At 55.2% G+C, this 25,034-nt stretch carries 20 protein-coding genes; 8 read left to right on the top strand and 12 right to left on the bottom strand.

Annotated elements, in window-relative coordinates:
- The first annotated feature begins 87 nt into the window (after positions 1 to 87).
- Both malP and malQ read left to right on the top strand, forming a co-directional pair.
- Entirely contained in the window at positions 88 to 2,490 is a 2,403-nt protein-coding gene (gene malP, locus LH23_RS03830; protein WP_039288498.1) for a maltodextrin phosphorylase, read from the top strand.
- 9 nt (positions 2,491 to 2,499) lie between these two features.
- Positions 2,500 to 4,578: a 4-alpha-glucanotransferase gene (gene malQ, locus LH23_RS03825; RefSeq protein WP_039288495.1), complete on the top strand. Its 2,079-nt coding sequence runs from the start codon at positions 2,500 to 2,502 to the stop codon at positions 4,576 to 4,578.
- A 451-nt stretch (positions 4,579 to 5,029) separates the two neighbouring features.
- On the opposite strand, the gene nfuA is transcribed toward malQ, so the two are convergent.
- The gene (nfuA, locus tag LH23_RS03815) at positions 5,030 to 5,605 is read right to left on the bottom strand and encodes a Fe-S biogenesis protein NfuA (protein WP_008457887.1); all 576 of its coding nucleotides are present in this window, start codon (positions 5,603 to 5,605) and stop codon (positions 5,030 to 5,032) included.
- A gap of 58 nt (positions 5,606 to 5,663) precedes the next feature.
- Entirely contained in the window at positions 5,664 to 6,347 is a 684-nt protein-coding gene (gene gntX / locus LH23_RS03810) for a DNA utilization protein GntX (protein ID WP_039288488.1), read from the bottom strand.
- Between the two features lie 38 nt (positions 6,348 to 6,385).
- On the opposite strand from gntX, the gene bioH reads away from it, so the two are divergent.
- Both bioH and LH23_RS03800 read left to right on the top strand, forming a co-directional pair.
- Positions 6,386 to 7,162 (top strand): pimeloyl-ACP methyl ester esterase BioH, encoded by a 777-nt coding sequence (bioH, locus tag LH23_RS03805; protein WP_039288485.1) that lies wholly within the window; start codon positions 6,386 to 6,388, stop codon positions 7,160 to 7,162.
- A gap of 134 nt (positions 7,163 to 7,296) precedes the next feature.
- Positions 7,297 to 7,575: a YdgH/BhsA/McbA-like domain containing protein gene (locus tag LH23_RS03800; RefSeq protein WP_039288482.1), complete on the top strand. Its 279-nt coding sequence runs from the start codon at positions 7,297 to 7,299 to the stop codon at positions 7,573 to 7,575.
- Positions 7,576 to 7,619: 44 nt separating this feature from the next.
- Here the strand turns inward: LH23_RS03800 and feoC are convergent, their stop codons facing one another.
- The 5 genes from feoC to greB form a co-directional block, all read right to left on the bottom strand.
- Complete coding sequence (feoC, locus tag LH23_RS03795) at positions 7,620 to 7,856, bottom strand: [Fe-S]-dependent transcriptional repressor FeoC (protein WP_039288480.1); 237 nt, start codon at positions 7,854 to 7,856, stop codon at positions 7,620 to 7,622.
- A 9-nt stretch (positions 7,857 to 7,865) separates the two neighbouring features.
- Positions 7,866 to 10,184, bottom strand: coding sequence for a Fe(2+) transporter permease subunit FeoB (gene feoB / locus LH23_RS03790; RefSeq protein ID WP_039288477.1), 2,319 nt, complete (start codon positions 10,182 to 10,184; stop codon positions 7,866 to 7,868).
- 52 nt (positions 10,185 to 10,236) lie between these two features.
- Positions 10,237 to 10,461 carry a ferrous iron transporter A gene (feoA, locus tag LH23_RS03785; protein ID WP_008457875.1) on the bottom strand — a complete coding sequence of 75 codons (225 nt, stop codon included), beginning with the start codon at positions 10,459 to 10,461 and terminating at the stop codon, positions 10,237 to 10,239.
- Between the two features lie 450 nt (positions 10,462 to 10,911).
- On the bottom strand, positions 10,912 to 13,248 hold the full coding sequence (locus LH23_RS03780; RefSeq protein WP_039288472.1) for a Tex family protein: 2,337 nt from the start codon (positions 13,246 to 13,248) through the stop codon (positions 10,912 to 10,914).
- 111 nt (positions 13,249 to 13,359) lie between these two features.
- Complete coding sequence (gene greB / locus LH23_RS03775) at positions 13,360 to 13,839, bottom strand: transcription elongation factor GreB (protein WP_039288469.1); 480 nt, start codon at positions 13,837 to 13,839, stop codon at positions 13,360 to 13,362.
- A gap of 238 nt (positions 13,840 to 14,077) precedes the next feature.
- Here greB and ompR point away from each other — a divergent pair, with 238 nt between their 5' ends.
- The gene (gene ompR, locus LH23_RS03770; RefSeq protein ID WP_006177890.1) at positions 14,078 to 14,797 is read left to right on the top strand and encodes a two-component system response regulator OmpR; all 720 of its coding nucleotides are present in this window, start codon (positions 14,078 to 14,080) and stop codon (positions 14,795 to 14,797) included.
- A complete protein-coding gene (envZ, locus tag LH23_RS03765; RefSeq protein WP_039288465.1) occupies positions 14,794 to 16,143 on the top strand; it encodes a two-component system sensor histidine kinase EnvZ in 1,350 nt (449 codons plus the stop codon). Before ompR ends, envZ begins: the two co-directional genes overlap by 4 nt.
- 66 nt (positions 16,144 to 16,209) lie before the next feature.
- Here envZ and pckA read toward each other — a convergent pair whose 3' ends face one another.
- Positions 16,210 to 17,829 (bottom strand): phosphoenolpyruvate carboxykinase (ATP), encoded by a 1,620-nt coding sequence (gene pckA / locus LH23_RS03760; RefSeq protein WP_039288462.1) that lies wholly within the window; start codon positions 17,827 to 17,829, stop codon positions 16,210 to 16,212.
- Positions 17,830 to 18,154: 325 nt separating this feature from the next.
- Between pckA and LH23_RS03755 the strand changes: the two genes are divergently transcribed.
- Positions 18,155 to 19,903, top strand: a complete 1,749-nt coding sequence (locus tag LH23_RS03755; protein ID WP_052050125.1) for a DUF4153 domain-containing protein — start codon at positions 18,155 to 18,157, stop codon at positions 19,901 to 19,903.
- Between the two features lie 36 nt (positions 19,904 to 19,939).
- On the opposite strand, the gene hslO is transcribed toward LH23_RS03755, so the two are convergent.
- From hslO to LH23_RS03735, 4 genes are all read right to left on the bottom strand, one after another.
- The gene (gene hslO / locus LH23_RS03750) at positions 19,940 to 20,818 is read right to left on the bottom strand and encodes an Hsp33 family molecular chaperone HslO (RefSeq protein ID WP_039288459.1); all 879 of its coding nucleotides are present in this window, start codon (positions 20,816 to 20,818) and stop codon (positions 19,940 to 19,942) included.
- A 27-nt stretch (positions 20,819 to 20,845) separates the two neighbouring features.
- Entirely contained in the window at positions 20,846 to 21,247 is a 402-nt protein-coding gene (hslR, locus tag LH23_RS03745) for a ribosome-associated heat shock protein Hsp15 (protein ID WP_039288455.1), read from the bottom strand.
- Between the two features lie 9 nt (positions 21,248 to 21,256).
- Positions 21,257 to 21,928 carry a GMP/IMP nucleotidase gene (yrfG, locus tag LH23_RS03740; protein ID WP_039288452.1) on the bottom strand — a complete coding sequence of 224 codons (672 nt, stop codon included), beginning with the start codon at positions 21,926 to 21,928 and terminating at the stop codon, positions 21,257 to 21,259.
- Between the two features lie 74 nt (positions 21,929 to 22,002).
- Positions 22,003 to 24,138: an intracellular growth attenuator family protein gene (locus tag LH23_RS03735; RefSeq protein WP_039288449.1), complete on the bottom strand. Its 2,136-nt coding sequence runs from the start codon at positions 24,136 to 24,138 to the stop codon at positions 22,003 to 22,005.
- 335 nt (positions 24,139 to 24,473) lie between these two features.
- On the opposite strand from LH23_RS03735, the gene nudE reads away from it, so the two are divergent.
- A complete protein-coding gene (gene nudE, locus LH23_RS03730; RefSeq protein ID WP_039288447.1) occupies positions 24,474 to 25,034 on the top strand; it encodes an ADP compounds hydrolase NudE in 561 nt (186 codons plus the stop codon).

Raw genomic sequence — 25,034 nt, 5'->3', positions numbered from 1 at the left:
GTAATCCGCGCCGGGAGGAGGAAGTCCCCCAGGCTGCCCGGCACACTAACGGGTAATGATTTTCGAACATTACAGGACCGATTTCCTATGTCACAGCCGATTTTCAGTAAAGAACAGTTCCAGTCCGCTCTGACGCGCCAGTGGCAGCGTTACGGCCTCGATGATGCCAGTGAAATGACCCGGCATCAGTGGTGGCACGCGGTTAGCGGTGCGCTTGCCGAGCTTTTATCGGCTCGACCAGCAGCAAAACCTGACGCCAAACAGCGCCACGTAAACTACATCTCGATGGAGTTTCTGATTGGTCGTCTGACGGGGAATAACCTGCTTAACCTGGGCTGGTTCACTGAGGTGAGCGATATCCTGAAGGGTTACCAGATTAACCTCACCGATTTACTGGAAGAAGAGACGGACCCGGCATTAGGCAACGGCGGGCTGGGTAGACTCGCGGCCTGTTTCCTTGATTCTATGGCCACGGTCGGGCAATCGGCCATCGGCTATGGCCTGAACTATCAGTATGGCCTGTTCCGTCAGTCCTTTAAGGATGGCAAACAGATGGAAGCCCCGGACGACTGGCAGCGCGGCAACTATCCCTGGTTCCGTCACAACAGTGCGCTGGATGTGCAGGTTGGGGTTGGCGGTAAAGTGGTGAAGAATGGAAAAAAACAGCGCTGGGAACCGGCCTTTATTTTCCAGGGCGAGGCTTGGGATCTCCCTGTGCTGGGATACCGAAACGGCGTGGCACAGCCGCTGCGACTATGGCAGGCAAAACATGCACATCCGTTTGATCTGACGAAATTTAACGACGGCGAATTCCTTAAGGCCGAGCAGCAGGGCATTGACGCTGAAAAGCTCACCAAGGTGCTCTACCCGAATGACAATCACCTGAACGGCAAAAAGCTGCGCCTGATGCAGCAGTATTTCCAGTGCGCCTGTTCGGTGGCAGACATTCTGCGCCGCCATCATCTGGCGGGACGCAAGCTCGCCGAGCTGCCGGATTACGAAGTGATTCAACTGAACGATACCCACCCAACCATCGCCATCCCGGAGCTGCTCCGTGTGCTGATTGACGAGCATCAGCTGAGCTGGGAAGACGCGTGGGCGATAACCAGTAAGACCTTCGCCTATACCAACCACACCCTGATGCCTGAAGCGCTGGAGTGCTGGGACGAGAAACTGGTGAAAGCGCTGCTGCCGCGTCATATGCAAATTATCAATGAGATTAACAAGCGCTTTAAGCTGCTGGTCGACAAAAACTGGCCGGGGGATGAAGCCGTTTGGGCGAAGCTCGCCGTGGTGCATAACAAACAGGTACGTATGGCTAACCTGTGCGTGGTCGGAGGCTTTGCGGTGAACGGTGTGGCGGCGCTACATTCCGAATTGGTGGTGAAAGATCTGTTCCCGGAATACCACCAGCTTTGGCCGAATAAATTCCATAACGTGACGAATGGGATTACGCCGCGCCGTTGGATCAAACAGTGTAACCCCGCACTTGCCGCGCTGTTCGACAAGACGTTGAAGAAAGAGTGGGCGAATAATCTCGACGTGCTGGAAGGGCTTGAAAAGCACGCCGATAACGCCAAATTCCGCCAGACCTGGCGTGAAATCAAGCACCAGAACAAAGTGAAGCTGGCTGCATTTGTGAAGGCTCGTACCGGCATCGTGATCAGCCCGGATGCGTTGTTCGACGTGCAAATCAAACGGCTGCACGAATACAAACGCCAGCACCTGAACCTGCTGCATATACTGGCGCAGTACAAAGATATCCGCGAGAACCCTAAAGCAGACCGCGTGCCGCGCGTTTACCTGTTTGGCGCGAAAGCAGCGCCGGGCTATTACCTGGCAAAAAATATTATCTTTGCGATCAACAAAGTGGCCGAGGCGATCAACAACGATCCGCTGGTGGGCGACAAACTGAAGGTGGTTTTCCTGCCGGACTACTGCGTGTCTGCGGCGGAGATCATGATCCCGGCGGCCGACATTTCCGAACAGATCTCTACTGCAGGCAAAGAAGCTTCTGGCACAGGCAATATGAAGCTGGCGTTGAACGGCGCGCTAACGGTAGGAACTCTCGACGGCGCTAATGTTGAAATCGCCGAGAAGGTGGGTGAAGAGAATATCTTTATTTTCGGCCACACCGTCGAGCAGGTTAAAGCCCTGAAAGCCAAAGGCTATGACCCGGTGAAATGGCGCAAAAAAGATAAAGTGTTGGATGCCGTCCTCAAAGAGCTGGAACAGGGCAAATACAGCGAAGGAGATAAACATGCCTTTGACCAGATGCTGCACAGCATCGGCAAAGAGGGTGGCGATCCTTACCTGCTGATGGCGGACTTTACCGCCTACGTCGAAGCGCAGAAGCTTGCCGACAAACTTTATCTGGACCAGGAAGCCTGGACGCGCGCGGCCATTTTGAACAGCGCCCGCTGCGGCATGTTCAGCTCCGATCGCTCAATCCGCGATTACCAGCAACGTATCTGGCAGGCGAAACGCTAAGGGAGCGCCATGGAGAGTAAACGTCTTGATAACGCCGCGCTGGCGGCAGGGATCAGCCCGAACTACATCAACGCCCATGGCAAACCGCAGGCTATTCCTGCGGAGACAAAACTGCGTCTGCTCGAGGCCATGAATCGCACTGCTTTACCAAAACAGTCGGCCGATACTGTGCCAGCGGTTGTGGTTTTCACTGCCGGAAAGCGGATGCAGCTGGTGCTTGAAGGTGAGGGCGAATTTAGCTGGGTGCTGACGACCGAAGAAGGCCACACCCACGACGGACAAGTTTCTGGCGGCAAGAAACTAACGCTGCCGACGAAGCTGCCGGAGGGCTACCACTCGCTGGTGGTCAGCCGACAAAAACAGCGCTGGGCGAGCCGGATTATCGTCGCCCCGCCGCGTTGCTATGAGCCGGATGCCTTATTGCAGGGCAAAAAGCTGTGGGGCGCGTGCGTGCAGCTTTACACGCTACGCTCAGCGTCTAACTGGGGTATCGGTGACTTTGGCGATCTAAAGCAGATGCTGGGGGATGTGGCGAAGCGTGGCGGCGCGTTTATTGGCCTCAACCCGATTCATTCGCTTTACCCGGCTAACCCGGAGAGCGCCAGCCCGTATAGCCCATCGTCACGCCGTTGGTTGAACGTCATCTATATCGACGTTAACGCGGTAGAAGATTTCCAGAACAGCAAAGCGGCGCAGGCGTGGTGGAAAAAATCCACCGTGCAGAAACAGATTCAGGCCGCGAGAGATACCGAGTGGGTGGATTATTCCGCCGTTACGGCGCTTAAAGTTGCGGCGCTGCGTTTAGCGTGGCAGCAGTTCTCCCTGCGTAAAGCCAGCGATGAACAGGTTGTTGCGTTTGGCCGGTTTGTTGCGGAAGGGGGCGAAGGACTGTTCTACCAGGCCGCCTACGATGCACTTCATGCGAACCAGGTTAACGAAGATCCCCTGCGTTGGGGCTGGCCGGTGTGGCCGGAAGGCTATCGTGATGCCCATAGCCCGGAAGTGAAGCAGTTCTGCGAGCAGCATCGCGATGAGGTTAACTTCTGGCTTTGGCTGCAGTATCTCGCCTGGCGCCAGTTTAAGGCCTGCTGGGATACCAGCCAGCATGACGGGATGCCGATTGGCCTTTATCGCGACCTGGCGGTGGGCGTGGCGGAAGGTGGCTCTGAGACCTGGTGTGACCGTGAACTTTACTGCCTGAAAGCCTCTGTTGGCGCACCGCCGGATATCCTGGGCCCGTTAGGCCAAAACTGGGGGCTGCCGCCGATGGATCCCCACGTCATGGCCGCTCGCGGCTATCAGCCGTTTATCGAACTGCTGCGCGCCAATATGACCCACTGCGGCGCGCTGCGCATTGACCACGTTATGTCGATGCTGCGGCTGTGGTGGATCCCTTACAGCGAGACGGCGGATAAGGGCGCCTATGTGCAGTATCCGGTAGACGATCTACTTTCGATTCTGGCCCTGGAAAGCCAGCGCCACCGCTGCATGGTGATTGGCGAGGACTTAGGTACCGTGCCGGTTGAAATTGTCGGCAAGCTTCGCGACAGCGGCGTTTATTCTTACAAAGTGCTGTACTTCGAGCACGATGGCGAGAAGCAATTCCGGGCCCCGGCCACATGGCCAACGCAGTCGATGGCGGTTGCGACTACGCATGATTTACCTACGCTGCGTGGCTACTGGAATAGCGGCGATTTAACGCTGGGCAAAACGCTGGGGCTTTATCCTGACGAAGAGGTGCTGGCGGGGCTATATGAAGACCGCGAGAGGGCGAAACAGGGTTTGCTGGACGGGCTGCATAAGTACGGCTGCTTGCCGAAGCGGGCGGGGCACAAGGCTGCGTTAATGACGATGACCGACACGCTCAACCGTGGAATGCAGCGCTATATCGCCGACAGCCATAGCGCGCTGCTGGGGCTGCAGCCGGAGGATTGGCTGGATATGGCCGAGCCGGTGAATATTCCTGGCACCAGCGATCAGTATAAAAACTGGCGGCGTAAGCTAACCGCTTCGCTGGAAGCGATGTTTGCGGACGAACGGGTGAATAAGCTGCTGAAGGATTTGGATAAGCGGCGTAAGAAGCTGTGATTTGGTGACCCTCACCCTAACCCTCTCCCTGGAAGGGAGAGGGAACCGAATGGTTAAATCTGCGAGCTTTTTTTCCTCCCTCCCCTTGGGGGAGAGGGAACCGAACGGTGAAATCTGCGAGCCTTTTTTCCTCCCTCTCCTTGGGGGAGAAGGAACCGAACGGTGAAATCTGCGAGCTTTTTTCCTCCCTCTCCTTGGGGGAGAGGGAACCGAACGGTGAAATTTGCGAGCCTTTTTTCCTCCCTCTCCTTGGGGGAGAGGGAACCGAACGGTGAAATCTGCGAGCCTTTTTTCCTCCCTCTCCTTGGGGGAGAGGGAGCCGAACGGTGAAATCTGCGAGCTTTTTTTCCTCCCTCTCCTTGGGGGAGAGGGAACCGAATGGTTAAATCTGGGAGCCTTTTTTCCTCCCTCTCCCCTTTGGGGAGAGGGTCGGGGTGAGGGGCTTATCTAATTAATAGTAAGAGTGCTCACCGCGCTGGTGTTCGGTCAGGTCGCGCACGCCTTTCAGCTCAGGGAACTCAGCCAGAAGCTGTTTCTCGATCCCTTCTTTCAGCGTCACATCCACCATAGAACAACCGTTACAACCGCCGCCAAACTGCAGGATGGCGTAGCCTTCATCGGTAATTTCCATCAGCGTCACGCGACCGCCGTGGCCAGCCAGCTGTGGGTTAACGGTAGCCTGTAACATGTACTCAACGCGCTCCATCAGCGGCGCGTCGTCAGAAACCTTACGCATTTTTGCATTAGGCGCTTTCAGCGTCAGCTGGGAACCCAACTGGTCGGTGACGAAGTCGATTTCGGCATCTTCCAGATAAGGCGCACTCAGCTCATCAACATAAGCCGTTAACTGCTCGAACGGCAGCGCCGTGTCGGTCGCTTCAACCGCATCCGGCGGACAATAAGACACACCACACTCCGCATTCGGGGTGCCAGGATTAATTACGAATACGCGGATTTGCGTCCCTTCTTCCTGATTTGCCAGCAGTTTGGCAAAGTGGGATTGTGCAGCATCGGAAATACGGATCATAACGATTGCTCAATAGTTGACTATTTTAGTCGGTTATAATACGCCCATCGTCGAGGGTCTACAAGGTTCGACACAGGCACCATACCTGGACAGTCGCTGCGCCCTGCTTTTTCAGCAACCGCGCTATCTCCGCAACAGTACTACCCGTCGTCACGACATCATCCACAATAGCCATATGGCGACCCGCGACGGGAATTTCAACCCTAAAGATGCCTTTCAAATTCCTCTTTCGCTCTTTGGCCGTTAACGTGTGCTGCGCCGGCGAAGAACGTATGCGTTTGATTGCAGAGGGATAATGCTCTCGTCCCAGCCAGCGTGAGAGTGGAGTAGCAATAAGTGCGCTTTGGTTGTAGCCCCGTCGCCACGCCCGGGTATGGTGCAGCGGCACACTCAAAATGGCATCGGGCAAGTGAAGCCTCTTTTCACGCCTGGCCATCAGGATACGCAGCAGCAAAAGACGGGCTAAGGCCGGCGCAAGTGACGGCGTACCGGTAAATTTCAGGTGATGGATAAGCGTACTTAACGGCGGCAGGTAGTCTGTCACATAGGCGATTGCATCCCACTCCGGTGCTCTTTGCAGGCAGCGTCCGCAGGGCAAATGGCCGCTTAACGCCGGTAAACCACACTGCAAACAGCAGGCCAGGGGCTGAAGCAGTGAAGCGGTGCAGCACGAGCAAATGCCCCATGTCGGGCAAGCAAGCGGTAACTGGCATAGCCAACAGCGGCCAGGGATTGCTAGCATAGCGTTCTCCTTGCTGATGAAAATGAGAACGGTAACTGATGAGTGAGCTGTGGTGGCAAACAAAAGGTGAAGGAAAACGCGATCTTGTGCTGCTGCACGGATGGGGACTGAATGCGGAGGTTTGGCACAACATAGAATCAGAACTCGGCTCGCAATTTCGGCTGCATCTGGTCGACTTGCCGGGGTATGGTCGAAGCAAGGGGTTTGGGGCGCTAACGCTGGAAGAAATGGCCGACGTTGTACTGGCTAAAGCCCCTGACTGCGCCCTCTGGCTTGGCTGGAGTTTAGGCGGCCTGGTCGCCAGTCAGGCCGCACTCGCCAGGCCTGAGCGCGTGAAGGCGCTGGTGACAGTGGCTTCCTCCCCCTGTTTTACCGCCGCAGAAAACTGGCCGGGCATTAAGCCGGACGTGTTGGCCGGGTTCCAGCAGCAGTTAAGTGAGGATTTTCAACGCACCGTGGAGCGTTTTCTGGCGCTGCAAACCTTGGGCACGGAAACGGCGCGGCAGGATGCTCGTCTGCTGAAAAGCGTCGTTCTGGATCAGCCGATGCCGGAGGTGGAAGTACTTAATGGTGGACTTGAGATCCTGAGAACCGCCGATTTGCGCACGAGTCTTGCCGCATCAGCTGTACCCCATTTACGCATGTATGGCCGACTGGACGGGCTTGTGCCACGCAAAGTGGTTCCCCTGCTGGACGCCCTGTGGCCGCAGTCCTGCTCGGTTATCTTCGACAAGGCCGCCCATGCGCCGTTTATCTCTCATCCGGCGGAGTTTTGCCAGGCGGTACGGGAGTGGGAGCAAAGCCTGGGGCGGTAAGTTGTTCATCCGTGGCGAAAAAAGCAATTTGTGCCAATACTCAATTATTCACCTTGCGAAGGGTGAATAATTAAACCGTTGCGGGGTTGAACCCCGGTTATTAAAAAAGCAGATACCTACGGAGAGTACTGGCTATGAAATTGATAACAGGCATTGTTACTGGATTGTTGGTTGGTGCTGTTTCCTTTGGCGCTTTTGCGGCTAAAGAGCTTGAGAAAGATAAAGTGGCTGGCATGAAATTAACGAAGATCGGCACGATCGTAACGGATAAAACTTCCGCTCCGATGGATGCGAAGCGCGATCTGGTTAAGCAAGCCGATAAGCTGGGCGGTGACTATTACGTGGTGACCAGCGCCGAGAAATATACCAAAAACGTTCGCGCCACTGCGGATGTCTACAAGATAGCGAAATAACACGTATTTTATGAAGCCGGGCGGGGATGACCCGCCCTTTTCATTTAACGCAGCGCCCAAACTTCCCGGGCGCACTTTTTCCCTTCTGGACAGCTTTTGCAGCTTCCCGTCAGGCAGCTGCTCGGGTCTTCACTGATACGTGTGGCTTTACCCATCGCTTCCAGTCGATCGAGCATGGCGGCGACCAGTGGCAGAGGCGTGGCAAGCTGCTGGCTTATCTGCTTCGCCTCGAGGCGGCCCTGAAGCGCCAGGGCGTTACGGATATCAATCAGGCTTGCCATCATCGCTCCTTAGTGACAGTCACCGGTACTGCTCTGGCAGCAGGACGAAGGCGTTTTTCTGGTGGCAAGTAGCGATACATCCACGCGGCTTCTTGCCCGGCGGAGGCCGCCAAGCAACAGGACGTTGAACAATATTACCGCCAGGATGCAAACCAGGCTGAACTGAGGATGCTCGCTGAAGGTAACGCTCTGGTAGTACAGCGTAGAGAGCGAGTAGGCGATGTTCAGCCCCCAAAGCACGGAGAACGTCATCCAGCCCCGACTTGATTCACGGGCTATCGCGCCCATCACAGAGATGCACGGAATATAGAGCAGAACGAAAATGAGATAGCTATAGGCGGCGGCTTCACTGCCAAACTTGCTGCTCATCACGCCCATCGGCCCGGAGGACATTTCGCCGTCGCCTTTGCTGGCTTCAATCGGGTTCGCCAGCACGCTCAGGCTGAAGGTGTTTTTCAACCCCTGCCAGGTTTCATCGGCTGCGGCGCCCAGCTCATCAAGCAGGTTAAAGCTTGCGGCATCAAATTCCTCGTTATGGATATCTTCGGCGGTATAAAGGGTATTCAATGTACCGACCACCACTTCTTTTGCCATCGCGCCGGTAAACAGCCCAACGGTGGCCTGCCAGTTGTCATCGTGGACACCGATCGGCTTCAGCAGAGGGGTTAACACGCGGCTGACGGAGGCAAGGGCGGAATCGTTAATGTTATCTACCGGCTTACCGCTAAAGGAGAAGCTATTCAGGGCGCCGATGAAAATACTGACGATCACGATGACCTTCCCGGCGCGCAGCACGAAGCCTTTCAGGCGCTGCCAGGTTTGCAGAATCAGGCTCTTGAGATGTGGGACGTGGTAAACCGGCAGCTCCATGACGAAGGGCGAGGCTTCGCCGCGCATGATGGTGTGCTTCAGCATCAGGCCGGTAAGAATAGCCATTACGATGCCGAGAATATAAAGCGAGAACACCACTAACGCACCCTGCTGGCCGAAGAATGCGGCGGCAAACACCGCGAAAATCGCCAGGCGTGCGCCGCAGGACATAAATGGCGCCATCATGATGGTCATCAGTCTTTCGCGTGGCGCATCAAGCGTGCGGGCACCCATGACCGAAGGCACGTTGCAACCGAAGCCGACGATTAGCGGCACAAAGGATTTGCCCGGCAACCCCAGAGATTGCATCAGGCGATCCATCACAAAAGCGGCGCGAGCCATATAGCCCGAATCTTCCAGGAAAGACAGGAACAGGTACATCATGCCGATTTGCGGTACCAGCGGCAGCACGGTATTGATCCCGCCGCCGATGCCCTGGGCCAGGAAAATCGTCAGCCATTCCGGGAAGTGCAGCGTATAACCGAGCCACTGAATACCGTGAATGAATATCGCCACCGAGCCGCCATCAAAAATGGGCTGTAGCGCGCCGCCGATGTTAATCGCCAGCAGGAACATCAGGTACATCACCAGCATGAAGATCGGCAGGCCGAGGTAACGATTGAGGATGATTTTATCCATCGCCACCGTCAGCCGGTTGGGTTCGGCGGTCAGGCTATTGCTAACTGCATCACAAATGGAAGCGATGCTTTGGTAACGCGCATCCGCAATGAGCAGGGCTGGATCGTCAACGGTCTCGGCCAGACGGCCCCGCGCAGCGTCAAGATTGTCTGTGGCATTGCCCGCATAAGCGAGGCTGTAGATATCCCCTTCCAGCATCTGCAGCGCCAGCCAGCGGCGCTGCGTCACCGGCATGTCCTGCGGCATATCTTGGGCCAGCTTTTTTGCCTCTTGCAGCAAAATCTGCGGATAGTGCACCAGCTCGTTATTCTCGTTGGGTTGCTTGCGATCAATGGCGAGTTTCAGGCTTTCAATACCGCGCCCGCGAGTCGACACCAGCGGCACGACGGGGCAGCCAAGGCGAGCGGCCAGCGCGTCGATATCGATGCGGATGGCCTGCTTCTCGGCGATATCCAGCATGTTCAGAGCCACCACGCACGGAATGCCCAGCTCAAGCAACTGGAGCGTCAGATAGAGGTTACGCTCAAGGTTAGAAGCATCCACTACGTTGATTAGCAGGTCGGCATCGCCGCTCAGGATGTAATGACAGGCGATTTGCTCATCAAGCGAAGTTTGCGACGAAATGGTGGTGAGTGAGTAGGTGCCGGGTAAATCAACCAGCGTGACCTGGTGCTCAAGGGTGGAAAACTGACCTTCTTTGCGTTCTACGGTGACACCCGCCCAGTTCCCCACGCGCTGACGGGCACCCGTCAGCTGATTAAATAACGTGGTTTTACCCGAGTTAGGGTTGCCGATTAAACCTATGGTTAAGTTTTTCATTTTATTCGTGAACTTCGTTGAATGTGCAAAAGGCGCGGACGCTTCCCTACCGTTAGGCAACGGCTTCGATATTGACCAGCGCGAGATCTTTTTTGCGCAGCACGAGGCTTACGCGGCGCGTTTCGATATGAATAGGGTCGCCGAGAGGCGCTACACGGACGACGTTGAATGAAGAGCCCGGCAGCATGCCGAGGGACAATAATTTTTGTCGATAAGCCGGACTGATTTCACTGGCGAAGCCAGTAATTTTCCACGCGCTATTCGGTATGAATTGCATAGGACCTACTTAGAGCTGGGCTCTGCATTGACGCTGACTGAATGATCGTTTTATTCGCAAGTGATGCGTGTAATAAAAACGAATTAAGCTATCGGAAGAAAGAGAAGAAATATCGTTCAATGCAATGATAATGAGAATGGTTACTGTCGACAATATTTATTTTTCTGGGTGGATTTAACCAAAATAGGTATTTTCGAGGCTAGCCTGGCGAGACTGTTATTAACTTCGTAAAGAAAGATGTTTATTAATTGCATGAAAAATAGAGTAATAACTTCTCTTTAGAGAGCGATGGATGTTATTTCGCTATTGCTGATGTTACAGAGATGATAATTACTGGTTTCACGGTAGGGTAAATATTGAAAATTGATTTAGATCAAGAGTACGTTATTTTTCTGCTTTTATAGCCTACGGAAGAAATAAAACCTCTCCCCGAAGGGAGAGGTCAGACAATTAACGCTTCTTGCCCATTGCTGCGGCCAGAGCATCCATCATCGCGCTGTTCCCACCGCCGGCGTTTTCTCGGCCGCGTGGTTTTTGCTGCGCTGCTGGTCTGCCTTTTTGCTCGCGAGAAGCATTGTTACCGCTATTGCCGCGACGGCTGCCACCTTCGCCTGGCTGCTCGTCAAGACGCATGGTTAGGGCGATGCGTTTGCGCTGCAGGTCAACTTCCAGCACTTTGACCTTCACGATATCGCCCGCTTTCACCACTTTGTGCGGATCGTCGATGAATTTGTCCGACAGGGACGAAATGTGAACCAGGCCATCCTGATGCACGCCGATGTCGACAAATGCGCCAAAGTTAGTGACGTTAGTCACCGCACCTTCCAGCACCATGCCCGGCGTCAGGTCATTCATGGTTTCAACGCCTTCGGCAAACTGTGCAGTTTTAAATTCAGGGCGCGGGTCGCGGCCCGGTTTTTCCAGCTCTTTGATAATGTCCGTTACGGTAGGGACGCCGAAACGCTCATCGGTAAACTGGCTGGCTTTCAGATCGCGCAGTTCGCTACTGTTGCCCATCAGGTCCTGCAGCGCCTGCTGAGTGGCGGCCAGGATACGCTCGACCACCGGATACGCTTCCGGGTGAACGGTAGAGGAATCCAGCGGGTTATCGCCGTGGTTGATACGCAGGAAGCCCGCGCACTGCTCAAAAGCTTTTGGCCCCAGGCGGCTGACTTTTAGTAACTGCTGGCGGTTCTGGAAGCGGCCATTTTCGTCGCGCCAGTTGACGATGTTTTGCGCCATCATGCGGGTCAGGCCAGCTACGCGGGTCAGTAGCGGCACGGAAGCGGTGTTGAGATCTACGCCAACGGCGTTCACGCAGTCTTCGACGACTGCATCCAGCTTTTTCGCCAGTTGAGTCTGGCTGACATCGTGCTGGTACTGGCCCACGCCGATAGATTTCGGGTCGATTTTCACCAGCTCTGCCAGCGGGTCCTGTAGACGACGGGCGATAGAGACCGCGCCGCGGATAGAAACGTCCAGGTCCGGGAATTCCAGCGCCGCCAGCTCGGAAGCAGAATAAACGGAAGCCCCTGCCTCGCTGACGATCACTTTCTGGGCGGTGACTTTCGGGAACTGTTTTTGCACATCCAGGAAGAAGCGCTCGGTTTCACGGGATGCGGTACCGTTGCCGATAGCGACCAGCTCGACGTTATGTTTCTCACAAAGCGCCGCCACGGCCACGGCGGCTTTTGCAGCCTGACCGGTATGCGGGTAAATGGTATCGGTCGCGACCAGTTTGCCGGTGGCGTCAACCACCGCGACTTTTACGCCGGTGCGCAGGCCAGGATCGAGGCCCATCGTGGCGCGCAGTCCGGCCGGGGCAGCCATCAGCAGATCGTGAAGGTTGCGGGCGAAAACATTGATGGCTTCATCTTCGGCGCGTTCGCGCACGGTGCCCATCAGCTCGGTTTCAAGGTGCATTAACACCTTGATACGCCAGGTCCAGCTCACCACGGCCTTGCGCCAGCTGTCGGCCGGGGCATTGTTCAGGCGCAGATTCAGATGAGAGATAATCAACTGCTCGCAGTAGCTCTCGCGCGGCGGCTCATCAAACTGCGGGTCGGCATTCAGCGACAGCTGTAAAATACCTTCGTTACGCCCGCGGAACATCGCCAGCGCGCGGTGGGAAGGAACGGTGGCAATGGCTTCGTGGTGGGCGAAGTAGTCGCGGAATTTTGCGCCTTCTTCCTCTTTACCGCTTACCACGGCGGAAACCAGGTGCGCATTCTTCCACAAATAGTCGCGTACTTTTGCCAGCAGCGCGGCATCTTCAGCGAAGCGTTCCATCAGGATGTAGCGCGCCCCGTCCAGCGCAGCTTTAGTGTCAGCGACGCCTTTGTCGGCATCCACAAAGCGGGCGGCTTCCTGCTCCGGGTCGTGCGAAGGCTCGTTCCACAGCAACTCCGCCAGCGGCTCAAGGCCAGCTTCGATAGCGATTTGCCCGCGGGTACGGCGCTTGGGTTTATACGGCAGGTAAAGGTCTTCGAGTTCGGTTTTGCTCAGCGTGCCGTTGATGGCGCTGGCAAGTTCGTCGCTCAGTTTACCCTGCTCGGAAATAGACTTGAGGATGGCCTGACGGCGCTCTTCCAACTCGCGCAAGTAGCTAAGACGAGTCTCCAGTTGACGCAGTTGCGTGTCATCCAGACCGCCGGTGACTTCCTTACGATAACGTGCAATAAACGGCACGGTATTCCCTTCATCCAGCAGGCGAACGGCAGCTTCTACCTGTTCGTTTCTGGCCTGAAGCTCACCCGCAATAATGCGGCAAAGCGAATCATTCATCATGGCTTTTCATCTGTGTAGTACGGAAAATTCAGCAAACAGTTATACGGATCGGGGCGCGAAAATGCCAGCCGACGACCCCCGGATATTGGGTTTCAGACAGTTCTGTGCGCGTTACTCGGGTTTAGGGTATTCAATTTCATTGACGTACCACTGGGCTTCTCCCCCTGGTGTTTGCACCACGGCTAAATCGCCCACTTCTTTTTTGAGCAGCGCGCGCGCCATCGGCGAATCAATAGAAATGTAGTCCTTGCGGCCAAAGATTTCGTCGTAGCCGACGATGCGAAAACGCAGCAGATCGCCGTCGTCGTTTTCTATTTCGACCCACGCGCCGAAGAAGACTTTGCCTTCCTGCTGCGGTGAGTAATCGACGATTTTCAGGCGCTCGAGGGATTTGGTGATGTAGCGAACCCGGCGGTCAATTTCACGCAGGCGTTTTTTGTTGTATTGGTAGTCGGCATTTTCGCTGCGATCGCCGAGGCTGGCGGCCCAGGTCACTTTTTTGGTCACTTCGGGGCGCTCTTCACGCCACAGATAATCCAGCTCTTTTTTGAGCTTTTCGTAGCCTTCACGGGTGATTAACGGCGTTTTCATCTTTCTGCCCTGCAGCCTGTAAAATCAGAGTGTGATTTAAACCGATGCTCAATGAGGAATGCAACCGGCGCATTTTGGGAAGCAAGTCACCAAATTTTGATTTAAAACGTTGATAACCGACTGTTTAATATGCTTTGTAACAATTTCGACTAGAATGTATACCAGAATTGACTGGTTGTATTAGCGCAGTTTTTTAAGAATACACACTCAACTGTTCGAGCCTTTGGGAGTACAAACGATGCAAGAGAACTATAAAATTCTGGTGGTCGATGACGACATGCGTCTGCGCGCGCTGTTAGAGCGTTATCTCACCGAACAGGGCTTCCAGGTTCGCAGCGTCGCTAACGCCGAACAAATGGATCGCCTGTTGACCCGTGAATCCTTCCACCTGATGGTGCTGGACCTCATGCTGCCGGGCGAGGATGGTCTTTCTATCTGCCGCCGTCTGCGCAGCCAGAGTAACCCAATGCCGATCATTATGGTGACCGCGAAAGGCGAAGAAGTTGACCGTATCGTCGGCCTGGAAATCGGCGCTGATGACTATATTCCTAAGCCGTTTAACCCGCGTGAACTGCTGGCCCGAATTCGTGCCGTGCTTCGTCGCCAGGCCAACGAGCTGCCGGGTGCGCCTTCCCAGGAAGAAGCGGTTATCGCTTTCGGTAAGTTCAAGCTGAACCTCGGCACCCGCGAAATGTTCCGTGAAGACGAGCCTATGCCGTTGACCAGCGGTGAGTTTGCGGTGCTGAAAGCGCTGGTCAGCCACCCGCGCGAGCCGCTTTCCCGCGACAAACTGATGAACCTGGCCCGTGGCCGCGAATACTCCGCGATGGAGCGTTCTATTGACGTGCAAATCTCCCGCCTGCGCCGCATGGTGGAAGAGGACCCGGCGCATCCGCGTTATATCCAGACCGTTTGGGGTCTTGGCTACGTCTTTGTCCCGGACGGCGCTAAGGCATGAGGCGAGTTCGCTTCTCCCCCAGAAGCTCGTTTGCCCGTACGCTGTTGCTGATCGTCACCTTGCTGTTCGTCAGCCTGGTGACGACTTATCTTGTCGTTCTGAACTTCGCGATTTTGCCGAGCCTGCAGCAGTTTAATAAGGTGCTGGCGTACGAAGTCAGAATGCTAATGACCGACAAACTGCAGCTTGAAGATGGCACCCAGCTTGTGGTGCCGCCTGCGTTTCGTCGTGAGATTTACCGCGAGCTGGGCATTTCACTTTATTCCAACGAGGCGGCGGAAGACGCTGGCCTGCGCTGGGCGCAGCACTACGAGTTTCTGAGTCAGCAAATGGCGCAGCAGCTTGGCGGCCCGACCGAAGTGCGCGTTGAGGTGAACAAAAGCTCCCCGGTTGTCTGGCTGAAAACCTGGCTGTCGCCGAATATCTGGGTCCGCGTTCCGCTGACCGAAATCCATCAGGGTGATTTCTCCCCGCTGTTCCGCTATACGCTGGCGATCATGCTGTTGGCGATAGGCGGCGCATGGCTGTTTATTCGAATACAGAACCGACCGCTGGTCGACCTGGAGCACGCTGCGCTGCAGGTCGGTAAAGGGATTATTCCTCCTCCTTTGCGCGAATATGGCGCTTCGGAAGTGCGATCGGTGACTCGCGCATTTAACCATATGGCCGCGGGCGTGAAACAACTGGCCGACGATCGCACGCTGCTGATGGCGGGCGTCAGCCACGATCTGCGCACGCCGCTGACGCGTATTCGCCTGGCGACCGAAATGATGGGGCAGGAGGATGGCTATCTGGCCGAGTCGATTAACAAAGATATCGAAGAGTGTAATGCGATTATCGAACAATTTATCGACTACCTGCGCACCGGGCAGGAGATGCCGCTGGAGATGGCGGATCTCAACAGCGTACTCGGGGAAGTGATTGCGGCAGAAAGCGGCTACGAGCGTGAAATTGACACTGACCTGCAGGCCGGTGAAATCCGCCTGAATATCCATCCGCTGTCTATCAAGCGTGCGGTTGCCAACATGGTGGTGAATGCAGCGCGCTACGGCAATGGCTGGATCAAAGTCAGTAGCGGCAGCGAGTTAAACCGCGCCTGGTTCCAGGTGGAAGATGACGGTCCGGGCATTGAACCAGATCAGCTGCAGCATTTGTTCCAGCCGTTTGTGCGCGGCGACAGCGCCCGCAGTACCAGCGGCACCGGGCTGGGCCTGGCCATCGTGCAGCGTATCATCGACAACCATAATGGGATGCTGGATCTCGGGAAGAGCGAGCGAGGAGGGTTGCGTATCAGGGCTTATCTCCCGCTGCCGATAACCCGGGTGGTGACTCATCGGGAAAGCTAGTTTCCCTGTGGCCCAATAAAAAACGAACCCCGAAGGGTTCGTTTTTTTTCGTCTAATGTTTCAGATTTACAGCTTCGGACCAGCTTCGACCAGGGCCGCCCCGGCAGGGGTGTCGGTGTATTTCTCGAAGTTTTCGACAAACAGCTTCGCCAACTGCTCTGCTTTTTCCTGCCACTGCTCCGGAGAGGCGTAGGTATTACGTGGGTCCAGAATCTGGGTGTCCACGCCTGCGAGAGCGGTTGGAATAGCGAGGTTAAACATCGGCAGCGTAAAGGTTTCTGCGTCGTCCAGTGAGCCGTCGAGAATAGCGTCGATGATCGCGCGGGTGTCTTTGATCGAAATGCGTTTGCCGGTGCCGTTCCAGCCGGTATTCACCAGGTACGCCTGCGCGCCGGATGCCTGCATGCGTTTCACCAGCACTTCCGCATACTGAGTTGGGTGCAGCGACAGGAACGCTGCGCCGAAGCAGGCGGAGAAGGTTGGCGTTGGCTCAGTCACGCCGCGCTCGGTGCCCGCCAGTTTGGCGGTAAAACCGGACAGGAAGTGGTACTGAGTCTGGTTCGCGGTGAGACGGGAAACCGGCGGCAATACGCCGAACGCGTCCGCAGTCAGGAAGATAACTTTGGTCGCGTGGCCCGCTTTCGACACTGGCTTAACAATGTTGTCGATGTGATAAATCGGGTAAGAAACGCGGGTGTTTTCCGTTTTGGACGCATCGTCGAAGTCGATTGTGCCGTCAGCACGGACGGTGACGTTTTCCAGCAGCGCATCGCGGCGGATCGCGTGATAGATATCCGGCTCTGCCTCTTCCGACAGGCGAATGGTTTTGGCGTAGCAGCCGCCTTCAAAGTTAAACACGCCGTCGTCGTCCCAGCCGTGCTCATCGTCGCCAATCAGGCGGCGTTTCGGGTCGGTAGACAGCGTTGTTTTACCGGTGCCGGACAGCCCGAAGAACACCGCCACATCGCCTTTTTCACCGACGTTTGCCGAGCAGTGCATGGAAGCGATGCCTTTCAGCGGCAGCAGGTAGTTCATGATAGAGAACATCCCTTTCTTCATCTCGCCGCCGTACCAGGTGCCGCCGATAAGCTGCATGCGTTCAGTCAGGTTAAACGCCACGAAGTTTTCGGAGTTCAGGCCCTGTTCTTTCCAGTTTGGATTGGTACATTTAGCTCCGTTCATCACCACAAAATCAGGCTCAAACGTCTCCAGCTCTTCGTCCGTTGGGCGAATAAACATGTTTTTCACGAAGTGGGCCTGCCAGGCAACCTCGGTGATAAAACGTACTGACAGGCGGGTATCGGCGTTGGCGCCGCAGAAAGCGTCAATAATAAACAGGCGCTTGCCCGACAGTTGATGAGTGACGAGCCCTTTAAGCTGGTGCCAGGTTTCTTCGGAAAGCGGTTTGTTATCGTTTTTGCCTTTACCGTTGTCGGCCCACCATAAGGTGTCGCGGGTGGTGTCATCGCGGACGATGTATTTATCTTTTGGAGAGCGGCCGGTGAAGATCCCGGTATCTACGGAGACAGCGCCTAAGTTAGTGACCACACCGCGCTCAAAACCCTGCAGGTTAGGGTCGAGTTCTTCGCGGTAAAGGGTGTCGTAATCGGGGTTATAGACGACTTCGCTGACGTCATGAATGCCATAAGCCTTGAGATCTTGCGGGGTTATGCCTTTAACTCGCATTTCACTGCTCCTTAGCCAATTTATACTGCCGAATATTGTAGGGTTGTTTAGGGGGTGTTAACCGCGACCACTATCATAAATTTACGCGCCTGCTTAAATTTAACAGGGGAAATGCACAGGGGATGCCGCAACGGGGGCAGAGTATGGCAGGAATTCGCTGGCTTTCGGGGAAAATATAGCGGATATGTTAATAATTAGGATAATAACGGAGAACTTTGTGAATGAACGCGCTCTCATACGCAACTCAATGAAACAAGACCGTCATTTGCAAGTCGCAGCAGGCCGTTACATTAAGTCAAAAATGATCTAATAAGGGATGACAACCATGTTCATGTCTGAGCCGTTACCTAAGGCGACCCGCTGGGGGATTTTGCTGGTGGGGTTTCTTTTAGGCGTGGTGCTGTACCTCACCGAAGGAGACAGGGTGAGTAGCCTCTGGCTGCGAGGGGATAATCAGGCCCTGTATCTGCGCTCTCTGTCCGTGGTGCTGGCGGCGACGCTGGCGCTTATCACCGTGCGTTTCAATGGCCTGCGATTTTGGGGCCTGGCGCTACTCCCCCTGCCGATTGTGGCGTTGATGAGCGGCTGGGTGAACTGGACGACTCAGGGACTGGAAAGCTGGAACCGGCACGATATTGTGCTGGGGTATCTCTGTTCGCTGGCGGCGATGCTGTTTCTGGCCTTGCCCTGGCTGCAGGGGCGGCTGCACTCGAATCGCGGTTGGGGAGGCTGGCAGGTATTCTACGGCCAGCTCTGGCGGAACGGTATTACTCTGCTGCTGACCGGGCTGTTGGTGCTCTTTTTCTGGGGCGTGCTGGCGCTTTGGGCCGGCTTATTCAAGCTGGTGGATATCACCTTCTTTGATCGCCTGTTTTTCAGTTCGTCGGCATTTGCCTGGATTGCTACCTGTACGGCAGCGGCGCTGGCGGTCACGCTTTGTCGTGACCAGGTTCGGGCCATTAACGCGGTAAAACATTTCTTCAGCGTTTTTGCGACGGGGCTTTTACCGCTGCTTTCGCTGATTTCTCTGATGTTTTTGGCGACGCTGCCGGTGGTCGGTCTGGGGTCTATTTCACTGCACTTTTCCTGTAATGCGCTGCTCAACACGCTGACGCTGATGGTGATGGGCACTGCCGCAGTGGCCTATCACCCGGAAAGAGAAACCCGACCTTATCCCGCTTTGCTTGATGGCGCGATAAAGCTGACGTTATTGCTGTCGCCGGTTTATGCCTTGCTGGCAAGCTATGCGCTGTGGTTGCGCGTTTCGTCATACGGCTGGACGCCGACAAGGGTATATGCGGCACTGATAACCTTCACCGTATTGGTGTGGGCCTTTGGCTATATTGCCACGATTATTCGCCAGCGTCGGGAGCCTGTTCTACAGCCGGGAGGGATTAACCGCGCGGTGCTTTTGCTGGCGCTGGCCTTGTTGGTTGCGGTGAATTCTCCGCTTCTGGACCCTTACCGGATCAGCGTTAATAACCAAATGGCGCGTTACCACAGCGGCATCCTGAAGCCCGAGAAGGTGAGTATGACCATGCTGCAATATGCCGGGCGGCGGGGCTATGATGCGCTCAGCGAGCTGCAAAAAGACCCGGTGTTTGTCGCCAGCCCTGACCGCAGAAGACAATTGGCGATGTTGTTGAGCAACGGCAAAGCGGGCGGTGTGGCGGTTGCGAAGCTGACGGTTGAATCTCTGCGTCAGCGTATCGTGCTGGCGGATAAAAACCGCGTGCCGGAAAACGCGTGGTGGCAGGCCATGGTAAAAGATGAAAGTTACCAGGCCCGTGAATGCCTGGATGACGAGGATAAGTGTCTGCTGGTTGGGATGGATCTGAACGGCGATGGGCAGGATGAATGGCTGCTGTGCCAGCCGGAAATGAGCTACTGCAAAGTGTATGGCAAGGTCGACGGAAGCTGGAAGGATATCGGCCAGGCCCGTGATTTGGACAAAAACCAGATGATGTCAGCGCTGAAGCAGGCTGCTTCTGAAGGAAAACTAACGGCGGCGCCGAAGGTCTGGCAGGACGTGATGGTGCAGGGGCAGCGGGTTAAAATTGACTATTACCGCTGAAAATAAAACGCCTCCGATTGGAGGCGTTTTGCAAACTTAGTGAACCTGCGGATCCGCCGGAGAGGCATTGTTGCGGATCGCTGCGATGTCCATGGAGTCAAACACATAGCGGCTGCCACAGTAATCGCAGTTCATGTCGATTTCGCCGTCTTCGGCCAGAATGCTGTCGACTTCTTCATCCGGCAGCGTGCGCAGCGCGTCAGCACAGCGCTCGCGTGAGCAGGTGCATTTGAACTCTACGTCCTGCGGATCGTACAGCGTGACTTCTTCTTCGTGATACAGGCGCCATAGCACATCGGTCGCTGGCAGCGTCAGCAGCTCTTCGGCCTTGATGGTTTCGGTCAGCGTCGCCAGGTGGTTGAAGTCGTCGGTTTCAGCGTTTTGCGCCGGCAGAACCTGCAGCAGCATGCCGCCCGCAGCCGCTTTACCGTCAACTTCGCCGGTACGAATAAACAGGCGAGTTGGCAACTGCTCGGAACGCATGAAGTAATCTTCCAGGCAGGCGGCCAGCGTATCCCCTTCCAGACCGACTACGCCCTGATAGCGCTCGCCTTCGGCTGGGGTGATGGTGATCACCAGATAACCATTACCCACCAGATCTTTTAATGCCGCATCTGCCGGGATATCACCCTGTACGCGAGCCACGCCGCGCATTTGCTGTTTGTTATTACCGTTAATCACGGCCAGCGTCATTGGGCCATCCCCCTGGAGCTGAACGGTGATATCGCCGTCAAACTTCAGCGTGGCGGTCAGCAGGCTGGTGGCGACCAGCAGTTCGCCCAGAATTTTTTTGACTGGCTGCGGGTAATCATGGTTTTCCATGATCTGCTGCCAGGTTTCGGAAACCGTCACCAGCTCGCCGCGCACGGCGTGGTTTTCAAACAGATAGCGGTGTAGTTGGTCGTGTTGAGTCATCGTCATCTCTCTTACTGGTCGGCGAATTTAATCTTCGCCACCGTGTTTAAATTTCATCAAATCTCGCCGCTCTTTTTTGTCCGGGCGGCGATCGGGATGCGGCATGGTCAGCGCGTTCATTTTGCGCGCCAGCGCCACTTTCTCCCGTTTGGCGATGCTTTCCGCCGTCTCTTCATAAAGCTGAGTGGCTTCTGTGGCTGGCCTGCGCTGTTCGGTAATACCCAGTACGGTTACGGTGCGCTCGTCGTTTCCCTGACGCAGCGTGAGAACCGCGTTCAGCTCAATCAGTTTGCTCGGCTTGCTGCGCTGGCCGTTGTAGTGCACTTTCCCGCCTTCAATCATTTCCCGCGCAACCGCACGGGTTTTGTAAAAGCGTGCGGCCCATAGCCATTTGTCCAGGCGTACGCCCTCGGCGGTTTTTTCTTTCATTGCGCCTCCTTAAGCGGAAAGCGAAGGAATCAGGCTGCGGTAATCGCTCAGGCCTGGGTGGCGCTCAAACGTTTTTTCCGCTTCACCTGAATCCGGGTTCAGAACGCCAAAGCAGTAGCGAATCCCAAACGTTGCGGCTGCATCAAGAATGGCTTCGCTGTCGTCGATAAAGACGGTTCGGGCCGCATCGAATCCGGTATGTCCGGCCACCGCCTGCCATAAACGCTGATCTTCTTTCGGATAACCAAATGTGTGGGTGGAAAGTAATAAATCAAGGTGCTGGTTCAAACCCGTATGCTCAAGCTTCACCGCCAGGTTATGCGGGTGCGCGTTGGTGAGCAAAATTCTGTGCTTGCCGCTGGCTTTCGCCGCCTCAAGAAACGGTACGGTATCTTCACGCAGCGTGGCTTTTGGCCCCTGTTCTGTGGTCATGGCACAGATATCCAGCCCGAGGCGTTCGCTCCAGTAGTCGAGACAGTACCAGTTTAGCGTATGCTGCACGGCGTGGTATTCGCGGGAAATTAATTCATAGGCATCCTGCAGGGGAATACCTCGCTCAAGGCTAAGGGTTTCCGGTACCAGCTTTTTCCAGAAATGGTTATCAAAGGCCAGGTCCAACAGGGTCCCGTCCATATCCAGCAACAGGGTGTCAACATCCTGCCAGGTAATAGCACCAGACATAGCTTTAGTCTCGATTGAGGGAAAATAGCGTACCAGGGTAGCACAACCCGGTACGCAAAGTTTACCCGTAGCGGCTACTTCAGCGGCGTGGGCGGAGTCAGTGTGGGGTTGAGGCAGCTATCATAATAGCGCTGAATTTCAGCCAGCCGCGTACTGGCACGGCGATAGCGAGTCACCGCCAGAACGCCGTTTATCGCGGCGCAGGCCAGCATCGCAATCAGCATCAGAGAAATACCGATGTAGCTCCAGAGGCTGTGTGTATCGGAAATCCGATGCAGGGTGACGTGCTGTGTGCCGTTAGCGTCCGTGTAGATGCCGGTAATGATTCCTTCGGCGTGGAACGGTGTTTGCAGCAACATTTCCGCCAGCCGCTGGAATTCGGTCCATTGTTCCTGAGCCGGGAAGTCATACAGCGACATTGGCGGCAGCGGTTGGTCCACGAGATCGCCGCCTTCATCGTTGATGATGATGTAGCCGCCCGGCGCCGGGCTGTTTAACGCCTGAGCTGCGCGGGCGGTTTCACGGATAAAGAATGGCGCGGTTGAGGTGGTCACCAGGTTATCCAGCGACTCGGCGCTAACCGGCCGTAGAAGGACATTCACCCCGGTCAGTTTTCCTGAATCCGCACGCTTGATCAGAGAATCCCAGTCTTTAGTGTTGCCCAGGTTTACGAGCGCATTTTTCAGGCGCACACACTCTTCCTCTGCGGTACACAGCGCCTGCGTTTTTTTCACAATCCCGGCAAAATCATCCAACAGGACCATGCCTGATTTCTGAATGGCGTCCGCGAGCTGGGGGTTTACCTTGCTGTCAGCTTCGCCACCCTGAGGATGGATTTGCCCGCTGACGGCTTTGGTCAGGGCGACCGCTTTGTCCATGATTTCCGACTCAGGCAAGGGCAGAGGACGGGCGGTATTCCAGATAATTTGTGAACAGTCGAAGGGGGTGAACGGGAAATTTTGCCGCGCGTGATAACCGCCGGGCGTTTGAATATTACACATCCCCGTGCCGTTGACTCTAAGCGTATCGCCAACCTGCAGCTTGTATTTGGCGAGGTCTTCAACGCTGGTGGCTTCGATGGACTGAGCGCCCTTTAACCATGAGGCGCTGAGCTTAATGGGCATTTCCAATGGCACCCAAATGGTCATCATCAGCAGGACCAACAGCGCACCAGCGGCAATAAGAAGGTTGCGCACCCAGTGCTGTAGCGGGAAGTTACGCACTTCATCATGCAGAGAAAGGAAACGCCCCTGACGCACTACATGGCGGTCAAGGTAGATATCGATGTCGGTTTTCTGCCCCAAATCCTGCGCTACAAAAGGCTGCCAGTGCGGTGGATAAACCAGGTCGATAATCCCCAGGGAGATATTGTTCATCTGATCCTGGTTGGATTCACCAAACAGCCCCCAGCGCTTAGGTGTGCCGCGCAGGCAATGGATTTCGCGCAATGCCGTTTTTGCCGGAGGAGCAAAGAGGCCCCATAACCCGGCGGCAATCAGCAAAACGGCACCGCCAATGAGCCAGGGCAGGAACACGGGCGGCGTCACGAGACTCAGGAACAGCATGATAAAAGCGATGCAAATAAGTGCGGCTTCACGGACGCCGTCAGGGCGGCTCAGGGAATATTCTTCCTGGGTTTCCTGGCGAATATTTAGCAGCTCGATTTGCTCGCTTTCTTCGCCCCGGATGGATGCCTGAGTGCCTGAATAACCTTCCAGGGCATACTGCTGCGTGTCCAGCGTATCGTTTTGCAGCGTATTGCCATTGAGTGAAATCACCAGCGGGATGCTGCTTGTCCGAATCAGCTCCACGTCGTTATCGTTGGTGATGTATTGCTCCCAGAATGGCGGCAAATGCACTTCAACAGAATCAAGATAATAACGCCATTTATTGGCGTCATCGGCAGAGAGGCCGTAGCGAGTGATAGATCGGGTCAGGGAGAAAACCATGCTGCTTTGCGCGGTGAGCGTTAACCTTGGCGGTGGATTGCTTGCACCGGATGGGCCGATCAGTTCCTGAGAACGCGAATAGCGCTCGAGGTAATTTTCGACGGCAACGCGCTCTTCTGGGGTCAGTTTACGCGTGGTGGCACCGGAGAAGGAACGATCGTGCGAAACCCGGGCACGAAGCCTCAGGCTTCGCCAAATCAGCCATCCGGCAATCAGTACGCAGGCCAGCATAGCAGCTAACAGAAATAATAAGGTGCTCATGCTTTCCCCATCAAACAATCGTCTTTTTCATCAAAATCGGCAAAAGATCGGCCTTTCAAAAGGTTAAGACGCCAGAAGTCATTATCGGCAGGTAAAGCTGCAAACTTGAGCTGTTTTTAAGGCGACCGGCCTACAGTAACACAATGTTAGCAAAGCGACTTCGTCCGAAATACAAGTAAATTCCTATTCAATAGTACCTGCCTTGACAGGGGGCTGCATTGCGTGTTTTGGCTCAATAGAAGTTACAAAAATGTAAATAATAGCCAATGCTCGTTGCACGATATGTGCGGCATGCCGCACAATAACTTACCTCTTTCACTGTTGATCCCGGCCACATGAGCAAATCACTAATAAAACCAACGATTTTAAATGTCGAAACCGTGGCGCGTTCGCGGCTTTTTAACGTCGAAACGGTGGATCTGGAATTTAGCAATGGCGTTCGCCGCGTCTACGAACGTATGAAACCGTCTTCACGTGAGGCGGTCATGATAGTACCTGTTGTTGATGACCACTTGATCTTAATCCGTGAATACGCGGTTGGCACAGAATCCTATGAGCTAGGGTTTTCTAAAGGGCTGATCGACCCGGGTGAAACGGTGTTTGAGGCCGCCAACCGCGAGCTGAAAGAAGAAGTGGGTTTTGGCGCGAACGAGCTGACGTTTTTGAAAACGCTGACGATGGCACCGTCCTATTTTTCGAGCAAAATGAACATTGTGGTTGCAGAAGATCTGTATCCCGAATCGCTTGAAGGGGACGAGCCGGAAGAACTGCCGCAGGTACGGTGGCCGCTGGCGAAAATGATGGATTTGCTCAATGAAGATGATTTCAGCGAGGCGCGTAACGTCAGCGCTTTGTTCCTTGTTCGCGAATGGTTAAGGCAACAGGGTCGACTGTAA

Origin of the sequence: Cedecea neteri, from assembly GCF_000758305.1 — a bacterium.
GTDB lineage: Bacteria > Pseudomonadota > Gammaproteobacteria > Enterobacterales > Enterobacteriaceae > Cedecea > Cedecea neteri_C.
The sequence above is the reverse complement of the archived record's forward strand: the minus strand, read 5'-3'. Positions and strand labels throughout refer to the sequence as shown.

Coding starts and splice junctions, on each gene's coding strand:
- LH23_RS03780 (WP_039288472.1), bottom strand. CDS start 13,248: ATGATGAATGATTCGCTTTGCCGCATTATTGCGGGTGAGCTTCAGGCC.
- bioH (WP_039288485.1), top strand. CDS start 6,386: ATGAGTGAGCTGTGGTGGCAAACAAAAGGTGAAGGAAAACGCGATCTT.
- greB (WP_039288469.1), bottom strand. CDS start 13,839: ATGAAAACGCCGTTAATCACCCGTGAAGGCTACGAAAAGCTCAAAAAA.
- nfuA (WP_008457887.1), bottom strand. CDS start 5,605: ATGATCCGTATTTCCGATGCTGCACAATCCCACTTTGCCAAACTGCTG.
- LH23_RS03800 (WP_039288482.1), top strand. CDS start 7,297: ATGAAATTGATAACAGGCATTGTTACTGGATTGTTGGTTGGTGCTGTT.
- ompR (WP_006177890.1), top strand. CDS start 14,078: ATGCAAGAGAACTATAAAATTCTGGTGGTCGATGACGACATGCGTCTG.
- nudE (WP_039288447.1), top strand. CDS start 24,474: ATGAGCAAATCACTAATAAAACCAACGATTTTAAATGTCGAAACCGTG.
- malP (WP_039288498.1), top strand. CDS start 88: ATGTCACAGCCGATTTTCAGTAAAGAACAGTTCCAGTCCGCTCTGACG.
- LH23_RS03735 (WP_039288449.1), bottom strand. CDS start 24,138: ATGAGCACCTTATTATTTCTGTTAGCTGCTATGCTGGCCTGCGTACTG.
- feoA (WP_008457875.1), bottom strand. CDS start 10,461: ATGCAATTCATACCGAATAGCGCGTGGAAAATTACTGGCTTCGCCAGT.
- yrfG (WP_039288452.1), bottom strand. CDS start 21,928: ATGTCTGGTGCTATTACCTGGCAGGATGTTGACACCCTGTTGCTGGAT.
- feoC (WP_039288480.1), bottom strand. CDS start 7,856: ATGGCAAGCCTGATTGATATCCGTAACGCCCTGGCGCTTCAGGGCCGC.
- envZ (WP_039288465.1), top strand. CDS start 14,794: ATGAGGCGAGTTCGCTTCTCCCCCAGAAGCTCGTTTGCCCGTACGCTG.
- feoB (WP_039288477.1), bottom strand. CDS start 10,184: ATGAAAAACTTAACCATAGGTTTAATCGGCAACCCTAACTCGGGTAAA.
- gntX (WP_039288488.1), bottom strand. CDS start 6,347: ATGCTAGCAATCCCTGGCCGCTGTTGGCTATGCCAGTTACCGCTTGCT.
- hslR (WP_039288455.1), bottom strand. CDS start 21,247: ATGAAAGAAAAAACCGCCGAGGGCGTACGCCTGGACAAATGGCTATGG.
- malQ (WP_039288495.1), top strand. CDS start 2,500: ATGGAGAGTAAACGTCTTGATAACGCCGCGCTGGCGGCAGGGATCAGC.
- pckA (WP_039288462.1), bottom strand. CDS start 17,829: ATGCGAGTTAAAGGCATAACCCCGCAAGATCTCAAGGCTTATGGCATT.
- hslO (WP_039288459.1), bottom strand. CDS start 20,818: ATGACTCAACACGACCAACTACACCGCTATCTGTTTGAAAACCACGCC.
- LH23_RS03755 (WP_052050125.1), top strand. CDS start 18,155: ATGTTCATGTCTGAGCCGTTACCTAAGGCGACCCGCTGGGGGATTTTG.